At 29.4% G+C, this 14,292-nt stretch carries 13 protein-coding genes; 11 read left to right on the top strand and 2 right to left on the bottom strand.

Features of this window, described 5'->3' with window-relative positions; genetic code table 11:
* Window positions 1-202 precede the first annotated feature (202 nt).
* From asnA to tkt, 3 genes are read left to right on the top strand one after another with little or no spacing between them, the layout of a single operon-like run.
* Window positions 203-1,216 (top strand): aspartate--ammonia ligase, encoded by a 1,014-nt coding sequence (asnA, locus tag OM90_RS10935; protein ID WP_058486919.1) that lies wholly within the window; start codon window positions 203-205, stop codon window positions 1,214-1,216.
* A 33-nt stretch (window positions 1,217-1,249) separates the two neighbouring features.
* On the top strand, window positions 1,250-2,641 hold the full coding sequence (gene asnS / locus OM90_RS10930) for an asparagine--tRNA ligase (RefSeq protein ID WP_058486918.1): 1,392 nt from the start codon (window positions 1,250-1,252) through the stop codon (window positions 2,639-2,641).
* 20 nt (window positions 2,642-2,661) lie between these two features.
* Window positions 2,662-4,635, top strand: a complete 1,974-nt coding sequence (gene tkt, locus OM90_RS10925) for a transketolase (protein ID WP_058486917.1) — start codon at window positions 2,662-2,664, stop codon at window positions 4,633-4,635.
* Window positions 4,636-4,710: 75 nt separating this feature from the next.
* On the opposite strand, the gene OM90_RS10920 is transcribed toward tkt, so the two are convergent.
* A complete protein-coding gene (locus OM90_RS10920; RefSeq protein WP_058486916.1) occupies window positions 4,711-5,709 on the bottom strand; it encodes an ABC transporter substrate-binding protein in 999 nt (332 codons plus the stop codon).
* A gap of 164 nt (window positions 5,710-5,873) precedes the next feature.
* Between OM90_RS10920 and OM90_RS10915 the strand changes: the two genes are divergently transcribed.
* The 8 genes from OM90_RS10915 (at window position 5,874) to radA (ending at window position 13,534) form a co-directional block, all read left to right on the top strand.
* The gene (locus OM90_RS10915; protein ID WP_330381865.1) at window positions 5,874-6,350 is read left to right on the top strand and encodes a spore coat protein; all 477 of its coding nucleotides are present in this window, start codon (window positions 5,874-5,876) and stop codon (window positions 6,348-6,350) included.
* Window positions 6,351-6,589: 239 nt separating this feature from the next.
* A complete protein-coding gene (locus tag OM90_RS10910; RefSeq protein WP_058486915.1) occupies window positions 6,590-7,093 on the top strand; it encodes a zinc ribbon domain-containing protein in 504 nt (167 codons plus the stop codon).
* Between the two features lie 12 nt (window positions 7,094-7,105).
* A complete protein-coding gene (locus tag OM90_RS10905; RefSeq protein ID WP_058486914.1) occupies window positions 7,106-7,573 on the top strand; it encodes a zinc ribbon domain-containing protein in 468 nt (155 codons plus the stop codon).
* Window positions 7,574-7,637: 64 nt separating this feature from the next.
* Window positions 7,638-8,156, top strand: a complete 519-nt coding sequence (locus OM90_RS10900) for a UvrB/UvrC motif-containing protein (RefSeq protein ID WP_058486913.1) — start codon at window positions 7,638-7,640, stop codon at window positions 8,154-8,156.
* Window positions 8,153-9,175, top strand: coding sequence for a protein arginine kinase (locus OM90_RS10895; protein ID WP_058486912.1), 1,023 nt, complete (start codon window positions 8,153-8,155; stop codon window positions 9,173-9,175). The genes OM90_RS10900 and OM90_RS10895 overlap by 4 nt, the downstream gene beginning before the upstream one ends.
* A 29-nt stretch (window positions 9,176-9,204) precedes the next feature.
* Window positions 9,205-11,646, top strand: a complete 2,442-nt coding sequence (locus OM90_RS10890) for an ATP-dependent Clp protease ATP-binding subunit (RefSeq protein ID WP_058486911.1) — start codon at window positions 9,205-9,207, stop codon at window positions 11,644-11,646.
* Window positions 11,647-11,717: 71 nt separating this feature from the next.
* Complete coding sequence (locus tag OM90_RS10885; protein WP_058486910.1) at window positions 11,718-12,131, top strand: hypothetical protein; 414 nt, start codon at window positions 11,718-11,720, stop codon at window positions 12,129-12,131.
* Window positions 12,132-12,175: 44 nt separating this feature from the next.
* Window positions 12,176-13,534: a DNA repair protein RadA gene (gene radA, locus OM90_RS10880; protein ID WP_058486909.1), complete on the top strand. Its 1,359-nt coding sequence runs from the start codon at window positions 12,176-12,178 to the stop codon at window positions 13,532-13,534.
* 30 nt (window positions 13,535-13,564) lie between these two features.
* On the opposite strand, the gene OM90_RS10875 is transcribed toward radA, so the two are convergent.
* Window positions 13,565-13,978, bottom strand: a complete 414-nt coding sequence (locus OM90_RS10875; protein ID WP_058486908.1) for a nucleoside triphosphate pyrophosphohydrolase family protein — start codon at window positions 13,976-13,978, stop codon at window positions 13,565-13,567.
* Window positions 13,979-14,292: the final 314 nt, after the last annotated feature.

The raw sequence follows: 14,292 nt of genomic DNA, 5'->3' as shown, positions 1-14,292 counted from the left end.
TTAAGGCTAATTTTATACTTTAACACCTAAAATCAAGCATGATTTCTACTAAACATAAGTGTTGCATTTAATATTGCAATTTAGAAAAATTTATTAATAAATTAAAAAAAGAAAATATTATATGTTTTTATTTTACTAACTCTATTTTAAATGCTATAATAATAAAATTAGAAAACCAAAAGGAAGCAGGGGGAAAACTAATATGCAAAAATCGTTGATAATACCCAAAGATTATGTTTCTTATTTATCAGTTAGAGAAACAGAAAAAGCCATAAAAAAATTAAAGGATTATTTTGAAAATGCTTTAGCAGAACAATTAAATTTATTAAGAGTATCTGCTCCTTTATTTGTTAAAAGTGAAACAGGATTAAATGATAATCTAAATGGGGTAGAAAGACCAGTTTCTTTTGATGTTCAAGGTATTGGAGGGAAAACTGTAGAAATAGTACATTCCTTAGCTAAATGGAAAAGAATGGCACTAAAAAAATATAATTTTTCTGTGGGAGAAGGGTTATATACAGACATGAATGCTATAAGACGAGATGAAGAATTAGATAATCTTCATTCAGTTTATGTAGACCAGTGGGATTGGGAGAAAGTCATAACAAAAGAACAAAGAAATATAGAAACTTTAAAATCAGTTGTTAGAGATATTTATAATGTATTTAAAAAGACTGAACAATATATAGCAGATTTATATCCTTCTATAAAACCATTTTTGCCAGAAGAAATTACTTTTATTACTACTCAAGAATTAGAAGATAGATTTCCTAATTTAACACCTAAAGAAAGAGAAAATGTTATTGCAAAAGAAAAAGGAGCTGTATTTATTATAGGGATTGGTGGAAAGCTACATTCTGGAGAAAAACATGATGACCGTTCTCCTGATTATGATGATTGGAATTTAAATGGGGATATAATTTTTTGGTATCCTGTATTAGAAAGAGCATTTGAATTATCATCTATGGGTATTAGAGTTGATGAAGAAACTCTTATAAATCAGCTTAAAATTTCAAATTGTGAAGATAGAAAAAAACTAGAATTTCATAAGCAACTTTTAGAAGGGAAACTTCCTTATACAATTGGTGGAGGAATTGGACAATCAAGACTTTGTATGTTCTTTTTAAGAAAAGCTCATATTGGAGAAGTTCAAGCTTCTGTATGGCCAATAGATATGATTAACTCTTGTGAAAAAGCGAATATACATTTACTTTAAAGAAAAATTTTTAACTAGGAAGGAGAATTATAAGTGAAATATACCTTAGTTAAACAACTTTATAGAAATACTTCAAAATATGTAGATAATAAAGTTACTGTAGGAGGATGGGTTAGGACGGTTAGAAGTTCTAAAACTTTTGGATTTATTGAATTAAATGATGGATCGTTTTTTAAAAATGTTCAAATTGTATTTGAAGAAAAATTACATAATTATAAAGAAATTTCGAAACTAAATGTTGGAGCTGCAATTATAGTAGAAGGAATTTTAGTTAAAACTCCAGAAGCTAAACAGCCTTTTGAAATTAAAGCAATATCTATTATTATAGAAGGGAAATCAAGTCCAGAGTATCCTCTTCAAAAGAAGAGACATTCTTTTGAATTTCTTAGAAGTATTGCACACCTTAGACCTAGAACTAATACTTTTTCAGCAGTTTTTAGAGTACGTTCTCTATTAGCTTATGCTATTCATGAATTTTTCCAAGAAAGAGGTTTTGTATATGTGCATACTCCTATTATTACAGGTAGTGACGCAGAGGGAGCAGGAGAGATGTTTCGTGTTTCAACTTTAGATTTAAACAATATTCCTAAAGATGAAAAAGGGAATATTGATTTTTCTAAAGATTTTTTTGGGAGAGAAACTAATCTTACTGTAAGTGGACAGTTATCAGCTGAAACTTATGCCATGGCATTTAGAAATGTATATACTTTTGGACCTACTTTTCGTGCAGAAAATTCTAATACTGCAAGACATGCAGCAGAATTTTGGATGATAGAGCCTGAAATGGCTTTTGCAGATCTAAAAGATGATATGGAATTAGCAGAAGATATGATAAAATATTTAATACAATTTGTTATGGAACATGCTCCAGAAGAAATGGAATTTTTTAATAAATTTATAGATAAAACTTTATTTGAAAGATTAAGTAATGTAGTTAATTCTGAATTTGGTCATATAACTTATACAGAAGCCATTGAAATTTTAAAAAAGGAAAATGATAAGTTTGAGTATCCTGTAGAATGGGGCAGTGACCTTCAAACAGAACATGAAAGATATATAACAGAAAAAGTATTTAATAAACCTGTATTTGTTACAGATTATCCTAAAGATATTAAAGCTTTTTACATGAGACAAAATGATGATGGTAAAACTGTTGCAGCTATGGATTTACTAGTTCCAGGAGTAGGAGAAATCATAGGAGGAAGTCAAAGAGAAGAAAGATTAGATGTTTTGCAAAATAGAATAAAAGAATTAAAAATGAAAGAAGAGGATTATTGGTGGTATCTTGATATAAGAAAATATGGAGGAACAAAACATGCAGGATTTGGTCTTGGGTTTGAAAGAGCGATAATGTATATGACTGGAATGTCCAATATAAGAGATGTTATTTCCTTCCCAAGAACAGTTAAAAATGCAGAATTTTAACAAAAACAAGGAGGAGAAACATGAATAATATTGAACAATTAACTATTAATACTATTAGAGTTTTATCTGCAGAGGGAATTCAAAAGGCCAATTCAGGGCATCCAGGACTGCCTCTTGGAGCAGCTCCTATGGCTTATACTTTATGGGCAAGACAAATGAAACATAATCCTAATAATCCAGAATGGGTAGACAGAGATAGATTTGTACTCTCAGCAGGCCATGGTTCAATGCTTTTATATTCTTTACTTCATTTATTTGGATATGGATTAAGTATAGAGGATTTAAAAAATTTTAGACAATTTGGTAGTAAAACGCCAGGTCATCCAGAGTATGGTCATACAAGAGGAGTTGAAGTTACTACAGGTCCTTTAGGACAAGGTATATCAACTGCTGTTGGAATGGCTATGGCAGAAAGTTATTTAGCTGCACATTTTAATCGTCCAGGATATGATATTGTTAATCATTATACTTATGTTTTAGTGGGAGATGGATGCTTAATGGAAGGGATTTCTTCAGAAGCAGCATCTCTAGCAGGAACTTTAGAACTTGGTAAATTAATTGTATTATATGATTCAAATAATATTTCAATTGAAGGAAATACAGATATTGCTTTTAGAGAAAATGTAGGGAAACGTTTTGAAGCATTTGGTTGGCAAGTTTTAACTGTTGAAGATGGAAATAATATAGAAGATATAAATAAAGCTATAGAAGAAGCCAAAAAAGAAAATAAAAAACCTACATTAATTGAAATAAAAACTCAAATAGGTTATGGAGTTCCAGCGAAACAAGGAAAAGCTTCAGCTCACGGAGAACCTTTAGGAGAAGAAAATATTACTGCAATGAAAGAATTTTTAGGATGGAATTTTAAAGAAGAATTTCATGTGCCAGATGAAGTAAAAAAACATATGAATGATTTAAGAGAAAAAGGGAAAAAAGAAGAAGAAGCTTGGAATGAATTATATAATAAATATAAAGAAGAATATCCTGAATTGGCAAAAGAATGGGAAAAGTGGCATAGTAAAGAATTGCAATTAGATCTTTTAAATGATAAAGAATTATGGAATATTAATGGTTCTATGGCTACAAGACAGGCTTCTGGAAAAATTATTAATCGTTTATCAAAACTTATTCCTAATCTTATAGGAGGGTCTGCTGATCTTGCACCTTCTACAAAGACATATATGAATGATAGAGAAGATTTTTCAGCAGAAAATAGAAAAGGTTCTAATCTTCATTTTGGAGTAAGGGAACATGCTATGGCTGCAATAATAAATGGAATAGCTCTTCATGGAGGATTAATAGTTTATGGAGCAACATTCTTTGTATTTAGTGATTATATGAAAGGAAGTATGAGATTATCTGCTTTAATGAATCTTCCAGTTATATATGTTCTTACCCATGATAGTATTGGAGTAGGAGAAGATGGGCCTACTCATCAACCAATAGAACATTTAGCAGCTCTTAGAAGTATTCCAAACTTTACTGTATTTAGACCAGCGGATGGAAAAGAAACAGCAGCTGCTTGGTATAGTGCATTAACTAATACTGGTCCTACAGCATTAGTACTTACAAGACAAAACCTCTCCGATTTAGGGAACGATGGAAAGGAAGCACTAAAAGGAGCCTATATTTTAAAAGATGAAGAAAATCCAGATGTAATATTAATGGCGACAGGGTCAGAAGTTAGCTTAATTTTAGAAGCAGCAAATGTTTTAAAAGAAAAAGGAATTAAAGCTAGAGTAGTTAGTATGCCATCTTGGGAAATATTTGAAAAACAGGATGAGGAGTATAAAAATAAAGTACTTCCTAAAAATATTACAAAAAGAGTAGCAGTAGAAGCAGCTTCATCCTTTGGATGGCATAAATATGTAGGCTTGGATGGAAGAATAATTTCAATAGATACTTTTGGAGCCTCTGGTCCTGGAAATATTTTATTTAAACATTTTGGTTTCACTGTTGAGAATATAGTAGCAACTGTTGAAGATATGTTATAAAATATAAAAAATAAAAAAAGAGGGAAATTGAAGGTCCCTCTTTTTTTATTATGGGCATATAGGCTTAACCTTTTATTATTTTTCAACAGATTTTTCGGCAAAATCCGTTATTACAATTTCGTTATAAGGAACTCTTTTATCTAATTCTCCTCCACTTTCTAAAATATCTTGAAGTAAGTTAAAAGATTCTTCGTTCATTACTGGAGTATTTGGCCATGTATCTTGCTCTTTGTATCGTGTAATAATTTTTATTAAAAGGTCTTTATCTGTTTCTTTAAATTGAGGATGTATAACTTCTGCAATTTCTTCGGGGGAATGTTCTTTAACCCATATAAGACCTTTATAAAAAGCATTAGTAAATTTTTGTATAGTTTCTGGATTATCTTCTATATATTTTTTAGAAGCCATAAAAACTGTATAAGGAATTTTTCCACTAGCTGTTCCTAAGGAAGCTACAACATGACCATTACCTTGTTCCTCAATAGTAGATGCAGTAGGTTCAAATTCTATGGTATAGTCTCCAGTACCCCCTATAAAAGCTCCAGCTGTTGCGGTAAATTGTAAATTAGTAATAATGTCTACATCTTTAAAAGGGGTTAGGCCGTTTTTCTTTAAAATATATTCAAATACCATTTCTGGCATACCTCCAGGACGCCCACCAATGACTGTTTTCCCTTTTAAATCACTCCATTGAAAATCAGGGTTAGCCTCTCTACTTATCAAGAAATTTCCAGCTCTTTGAGTTTGTTGAGCAAATATAACTCCATAATTTTCTTGACCTTGATTATACACATATATAGCTGCTTCAGTTCCCATCATGCCTATATCGGCATCTCCAGAAATAAGGGCAGCCATAGATTTATCTGCTCCCCATCCAGAAGATAATTCAATATTAAGACCTTCTTCTTCAAAAAAACCTTTTTCTATTGCTACATATTGAGGAGCATAAAAAGCAGAGTGTACAACTTCGTTAAGTTTTATAGTCTCAAGGTCGTTTTTTTGACAGCTAGAAAGAAGAAAGGTAATTATCCCTAAAAAAAGAATAGAAATAATACCTAATTTCAATTTATACATATAAAGCCTCCTTATTAGAATATATATAAATATATTATTCTAATAGAAATATATTTGTTAATGCTTAAATATAAACTTATTTAGAAAAATTATATTATTTCACATATTATTAATTAATATGGGAAAAATAAGTTTTGTAAATAAAAAATCAGGAGGTATTAAAATTGAATTTAACCCAAAAGGAAAGAATGCTTTTAGAAGATCAAAAAAGTCATGAGCAGGTTTGTATTAAACAATATCAAGATTATGCTAATCGTGCTAAAGACCCTAAGTTAAAACAATTATTTAATACTTATTCTACACAAGAGCAACAACATCTTGACACAATTAATCAATTATTAAATGGACAAATTCCACAAATGCAGAATGAACAAGGGCAACAACAAACAGAGCAAAGTGGGCAACCATCTAATATACAAAATTCTCAAGGGACTCAAAATTATGATCAAGAAGATGCAATACTTTGTGAACATATGCTAATGACTGAAAAATATGTATCATCTGGATATAATACAACTATATTTGAATTTAGAGATCCTAATATACGTCAAGTTTTAAATCATATTCAAAAAGAAGAACAAGAACATGGACAAGGAATTTTTGATTATATGCAACAACATGGAATGTACAATCCTAAATAATTTATTAAATTATAAAACCGTATTACATACTGCAGTAATGCGGTTTTGCATTTTTCATATAGATATTATAATATTATATTATAAGTAAATTAATTTCGGGAATTGATATACATTGCATTTTTATAACTTAAGGTATATAATAAATAATCAATAATCAATCTCATTTAATAGCAAACGAGATTAAACACATCTATTGGTTAATTTACCTAAATATGATAAAATAAATAAGAGGTGGTATAGTGAATGATTGGAGAAATAAATTAGCGAAGGTGGTAAAGACTGTAAAAGATAACACTGGAGAGATTTATAAAACCACTAAAATAAATATAGAACTTGGGAAGGAACAAGAAAATTTAAAAAGTCTTTATTATGAGATAGGTAAAAAGGTGCATGAAATATACCAGTATGGAGGTTCTTTAGGAAAGTTTTTTGATGAAAAATATTTAGAAATTAAAGAAGTAGAAGAAAAAATAGAAGAATTACAAAATAAAATAGAAGAACTAAAAAAAGTTAGAATTTGTCTTAAATGCGGTAAAGAAGTTGATAGAGGAGCTAAATTTTGTCCCAAATGTGGAAATAGAATGGATGATGAAGTACAAAAAGAAGATAATGTTAATATAAATACTGATATGAATAAAGTAAATATTAATTCTAAACCTGAAAAAAAGATTTGCCCTGTTTGCAAAGCAGAGAATAACTTAGAAGATAAGTTTTGCTTATCTTGTGGAAGAGCACTTTATTAAGAAGGGGATAATATGAAATATTTTAAAAAAATCATAAAAAACATGGAAGAAACAGCTAGTTATATTGGGAAAAAAGCTAAAGATAGTGTAGATATTACTAAATTAAATAAAGAACTTATAAAAGAAAATAAAAATTTAAAATTATTATATCAAGAATTAGGAAGAATATCTTATGAAATTCATACAGGAGATACAAGTGATATAGATACAATTAAAAAATTATGTAATCAGATAAGAGAAAAAATAAATAAAATAGATAAATTAAAAGAAAAAATAAATAATATTAAATATCCTTCTGAATCAATAAAAGAGAATAAAAAAACTGAAATTAAACAAGGATATATAAATAAAAATATTCCAAAACCAGAAGTAGGAGCAGATGGACTATTATTATTAAAATTCTGTCCTAAATGTCAAACAGGAAATAATCCAGATGCAGATCAGTGTATTTCTTGCGGGCATATATTAAAAAATAAATAATATCAATTAGAATATTAATTTTATAAGATAAATAAAGTATATTATTTTGGAAAGGGGGATAAATATGTTATGTGAACGTTGTGGAAAAAATATAGCCACAGTTCATGTTACTCATATAAATAATGGAGAAAAAGTAGAAATGTATCTATGTAATCAATGTGCTAAAGAAACAGAGGAAATTAATTTTGATAGTCCAATTTCTTTTCAAAATTTTTTGACAGGATTGTTAGGAATGCCTTTTGGAAGTGCAGGGCAATTTAAAAATTATAATAGTAGGAATAAAATTCTCCAATGCCCCACTTGTAAAATGACATATGATGAATTTAGAAATCTTGGACGCTTTGGATGTGCAGATTGTTATTTCGCTTTTAGAGAACAATTAAATCCTATTTTTAAAAAGATTCATGGAGATGATATTCATACGGGGAAGTTACCTAATAAGGCTGCAGGAGAGTTAAAAATAAAAAAAGAATTACAAAATTTAAAAAAAGAACTTCAAAAAGCTATTAAGATGGAAGAGTTTGAAAGAGCAGCTTATATTAGAGATAAAATCCGTGCCTTAGAAGGGAGGCAGGATAAATGAAAAAGTGGTATGAAGATAGTTTAGATACAGATATTATAGTTTCTAGTAGAATCCGTTTAGCACGAAATTATAAAAAATATCCTTTTGCTGTTCGTTTATCTTCTTCTGAAGCTGAAAAGATGATAGAAGAAACTAAGAATGCTATTTTAGAAGGGAATACAGTTATATCAAAAGATTTTCAATACATTTCTATTTTTAGAAAACCCCCTATTGATAAAAGAGCAATGATGGAAAGACATATAGTCAGTCCAGAATTAGTAAAAAAAACAGAACCTTGTGGAGTTCTGCTTAGTAATGATGAATCTATAAGTATAATGGTTAATGAAGAAGATCATATAAGAATTCAATGTATTGCAGCAGGGAAGAATATAGAAAAAGTTTGGGATTTAGCAGATAAAATTGATGATATATTAGAAGAAAAAATAGATTATGCATTTGATGAAAAAATTGGATATTTAACTTCATGTCCTACTAATGTAGGAACAGGAATGAGAGCTTCTTATATGATACATCTTCCAGCTTTAGAGTGGTCAGGACAATTACAAAATATATTTAATGCTATTGGAAAATTAGGATTTACAGTTAGAGGTATTTATGGTGAAGGAACGGAGGCAGAAGGTAGTCTTTATCAAATTTCTAATCAGATCACCTTAGGACAGTCAGAAATAGAAATAATAGAAAATTTAAACAATATAACCTTACAAATTGAAGAACAAGAAAAACAAATAAGAGAAAAAATATTAAGAGAAAGAGAAGCAGAGCTTAAAGATAAGATTTATAGGGCTTATGGAATTCTTCGATATGCAAGGACATTAAGTACAAAAGAGGCAATAGCTCTTTTGTCTGATGTTAAGATGGGTTTTGAAATGGGAATATTAGAAGAGCCAAAACCTAAAATTAGTTTTTATGAATTTATGATGTATATACAACCAGCTAATTTTCAAAAAATAATTGGAACTGATTTAAATAGTAAGCAAAGAGATATAAAAAGAGCAGAGTTTATAAGAGAACGTTTTTAAAATAAATGTGTTAAAAGGAGGAATACTATATGATGGGGAAATTTACAAAACGTGCTCAAGAAGCTCTTGAAGCTGCACAACAAGTAGCAATTGAGTTAGGGCATGGTTATGTAGGAACAGAGCATTTACTCTTAGGATTACTTCGTGGAGTAGATAGTGTAGCTGCTAAAGCATTAAGTAATCAAGGAGTTACTGAAAGAGATATTATACATAAATTGCAATCAATAATTGGAAGTGGAGATATAACTATTAGTGATTCCATAGACTTTACTCCAAGAGCAAAAAGAGTTATAGAAATGAGTTTAAGGGAAGCTTTAAAAATGGGGACAGGATATATAGGTACAGAACATTTACTTTTAGCTCTTTTAAGAGAAACTGATTCTGTCGCAGTAAGACTTTTAATTAGTTCTGGTGTAGATCCTCAAAAAATATATGAAGATATTATGAATATGTTAGGAGAAGGAAATAAGGGACAAGAAGGGGGTTCAATAAATCAGGGAGCAAAAAGGACAGGAAAAAGTAATACTCCTACTTTAGACCAATTTAGTCGTGATTTAACTGTTATGGCCAGAGAGCAGAAATTTGATCCTATTATTGGAAGAGATAAAGAAATAGAAAGAGTTATTCAAGTTCTAAGTAGAAGAACAAAAAATAATCCCTGTCTTGTAGGAGAACCAGGAGTAGGGAAAACTGCTATAGCTGAAGGTTTAGCACAAAAAATTGTAGAAGGGAATATTCCAGAAATTTTAAAAAATAAAAGAGTAGTATCTCTTGATTTATCTGCTATGGTTGCTGGTTCTAAGTATAGAGGAGAATTTGAAGATAGAATCAAAAAAGCATTGGATGAAATTCGTGCTTCTGGAGATGTAATATTGTTTATTGATGAACTTCATACTATTATTGGAGCAGGAGCAGCAGAAGGAGCAATAGATGCATCTAATATATTAAAACCTTCTTTAGCAAGAGGGGAAATTCAAGTTATAGGAGCAACAACTCTTGATGAATATAGAAAATATATAGAAAAGGATGCTGCTCTAGAAAGACGTTTTCAACCTGTTAAAGTAGAACAGCCTACAGAAGAAGAAGCTATAGAAATATTAAAAGGATTAAGAGATAAATATGAAGCTCATCATCAAGTACATATTACAGATGGAGCTATTGAAGCAGCAGTAAGACTTTCAAGTAGATATATTACAGATAGATTTTTACCAGACAAAGCAATAGATTTGGTAGATGAAGCGGCTTCAAGGGTTAGACTTCGTACATTTACAGCCCCACCTATTGTGAAAGAATTAGAAGAAAAATTAGAAGAATTAGAAAAAGAAAAAGAAGCTGCTATAAAAACAGAAGAGTATGAAAAAGCTGGGGAGATAAAGAAAAAACAAAATGAAATAAAAGCAAAATTAGAAAAGGAAAAAGACACATGGAAAGCTAGTAATACAAAATCTAATCAAATAGTTACGGAAGAAGAAATAGCGGATATTGTATCTAGTTGGACAGGCATTCCTGTTAAGAAATTAGCTGAAGAAGAAAGTGAAAGATTAAAACATATGGAAGAAATACTTCATAAAAGAGTTGTGGGTCAAGAAGAGGCAGTTAAAGCTGTATCTAGAGCTATACGAAGAGGTAGAGTAGGATTAAAAGATCCTAAAAGACCTATTGGTTCCTTTTTATTTTTAGGTCCAACTGGAGTGGGGAAAACAGAACTTACTAAAGCCTTGGCGGAAGCTTTATTTGGAGATGAAAACGCCATGATAAGGGTAGATATGTCAGAATATATGGAAAAACATAGTGTATCAAAATTAATAGGTTCTCCTCCAGGATATGTAGGATATGAAGAAGGGGGACAATTAAGTGAAAAAATTAGAAGAAAGCCATATTCTGTTATTTTATTTGACGAAATAGAAAAAGCTCATCCAGATGTATTTAATATACTATTGCAAGTATTAGATGATGGACATATTACAGATAATCAAGGAAGAAGAATAGATTTTAAAAATACAGTTCTTATTATGACATCTAATATTGGAGCGAGAAATATTGTTGCACCTAAAAGATTAGGATTTAATTTTGCAGATGATGAAGCTAAAAATTATGAAGATATGAAAAAAAATGTAATGGATGAAGTAAAGAGATTATTTAGACCAGAATTTATAAATAGAATAGATGAAATAATAGTATTCCATCCATTGACTAAAGAAGATATCAAACAAATAGTTTCTATTATGGTAAATCAATTGGCAAAAAGAATTGAAAAAAATATGAAAATTACTATACAAATTACAGAAGAAGCTAAAGAATATTTAGCTAAAGAAGGTTTTGACCAAGCTTATGGTGCTAGACCACTTAGAAGAGCAATTCAATCTAAAATTGAAGATAGATTGGCAGAAGAAATATTAGATGGGAAAATTAAAGAAGGAGATACTGTAAAAATAGATTTATTAGAAGACAAATTAGTTTTTAATAAATAATTAAATTTCCATGGAATTAATAAAAAAAATAATGTATAATAAGGTTAAAATTATCCTAGGGGGTTAATAATGTGGCTGTTATAGAAGAATTAATTAGAATAGAAGAAGACAATAGTATAAGCTTTGGAAATTACTTAATGGAAACTAAAAAGAAAGTGTTAGATTTTGAAGTAAACGGGAATTTATATAAAGTTAAAACTTTTAAAGAAATTACAAAATTAGAAAAAAATGGCATATTATTATATGAATCAGTTCCAGGGACAGCAGTGCATAATTTTACTATGGATGAAAAGAATGTTTTTTTTCAAGTAGAAGGAGAAAATGATGCACAAATAACTATGGAACTAGAACCCCAAAAAGATTATAAAATATTTGTTGAAAATGTTCAGGTGGGAAAAGTAAAATCTAGTTTAGCAGGTAAAGTAACATTTAGTATTGATTTTAGTAATGGAATTCAAAAAGTTAAAATTGAAAAAATAGGGTAAAGCACATCAGTTAAGATGTGCTTTACTAATAAAAGGAAGATGTTATGGCAAGAACAAAAAATATATATGTATGTCAAGAATGTGGATACGAATCTCCAAAATGGATGGGGAAATGCCCTAATTGTAATCAATGGAGTACATTTGTTGAAGAATTGACTACATCTAAAAAAACTGTAACAAATTTAGGAAATAAAACAGTTACTCCAGTGATACTAGAAAGCATAGATATGGATAAAGAAGAAAGAATATCTACGGGGTCAAAAGAATTGGACCGAGTCTTAGGAGGAGGAATTGTAAAAGGAAGTTTGATATTGGTAGGAGGAGACCCTGGAATAGGAAAGTCAACTCTACTTCTGCAAATGTGCCAAAATATAGGAGAAGATAAATTTAAGATATTATATGTGTCTGGAGAAGAATCCATAAGACAAATAAAGATGAGAGCAGATAGGTTGGGAGTAAAGACAAGAAATTTATTTCTTGTTTCAGAAACTAATATGGATTTAATAGAAGGAACAATAAAAAATTCTTCTCCAGATTTAGTTATTATAGATTCTATTCAAACGATTTACAAAGAAGAAATTACTTCAGCACCTGGGAGTGTTAGTCAAGTAAGGGAAGCAACTTCCACTTTAATGCGTATTTCAAAAGAAAATAATATTTCTATTGTCATTGTAGGACATGTAACAAAAGAGGGAGCTTTAGCAGGGCCTAGAGTTTTAGAACATATGGTAGATGCAGTTTTATATTTTGAAGGGCAAAGACATGCAACTTATCGTGTTTTAAGGGCAGTTAAAAATCGTTTTGGTTCTACTAATGAAATAGGAGTATTTGAAATGCAAGATAACGGGCTTATAGAAGTACAAAATCCTTCTGAGCTTATGTTAGCAGGAAGACCTCTTAATGTTTCAGGCTCTGTTGTAACATGTAGCATGGAAGGAACAAGGCCTATGTTAGTAGAAGTTCAAGCTTTAGTTAGTTTTACTAATTTTGGAATGCCTAGAAGAACAGCTACTGGAATAGATTATAACAGAGTAGTTTTACTTATGGCAGTACTAGAGAAAAAAGTGGGTATGCAATTAATAAGTTATGATAGTTATGTAAACTTAGCAGGAGGAATAAAAGTAAATGAACCTGCTATTGATTTAGGCATAATTACAGCTATAGCTTCCAGTTTTAAAGATCAAGTAGTAGACCCTCATATGGTTGTATTTGGAGAAGTAGGATTAACTGGAGAAGTAAGAGGTATAAATATGGCAGAAAAAAGAGTAATAGAAGCTGCCAAAATGGGATTTAAGTCATGTGTACTTCCTAAAGCAAATATTAAAGGTATTAAAAAAATAGACGGCATAAAAATATATGGAGTAGAAAATGTAAATCAAGCATTAGAAATTATCTTAAAGTAAAATAATAAATAAGGGGAGCATTCCCCTTATTTATCTTAGCATAAAATTTCCAAGCATATTTATTCGTTCTAATTCCTTAATTATAATATCATATAAATTTAAATTAAGAGTATTACATAATGAAGCTAGATAAAATAAATTTTTTCCTATTTCTTTTTCAATAGCATCTCTGCAATTTTCACATAATTCTCCTGAAATATGTTTATCCATCATTACTTTTAATTTTTCAATAGAAATATCAGATATATTTTCAGGATATTTTTGTTTGTAACTATTAATTTTTATACAGCCACATTGAGTAGTAGCTTTAATAATATTTCTATTTACTCTAGAACAAGAATCTTGAAATTTTGTAATTTGATCTAAAATACTTTTATTTCTAAACAAGGTATTTTCTACTGTATATTGGAATTCATCAGTAATAGCATCACGAAGATCTGGCAAAAAAATCACTCCTTAAATATATTTTAAACTATCTATATTATAACATAATTGTAATTAAATACGAATATAAAAAACGGATATTATTTAATGGAAATAATTACAAAAAATTTTTTACATAAGTTGTTAATATAATAAGAAAAATAAATGTTATAAAAATAAAATAAAAATAGTTGACAAGTTTTGAGAAAAATGATATGATACTTCTTGTTCGAAAAAAGTAATAAAATTGATCCTTGAAAACTAAACAGCGCCAAATAAAAACCCAATCAATTCCAAGATTGATTAAAAGCCAGTAGGCAAGGAAAGATAGAAAT

The organism is Defluviitalea phaphyphila, from assembly GCF_001466305.1.
Lineage (GTDB): Bacteria > Bacillota > Clostridia > Lachnospirales > Defluviitaleaceae > Defluviitalea_A > Defluviitalea_A phaphyphila.
This window is presented reverse-complemented; position numbering and strand designations above follow the sequence as displayed.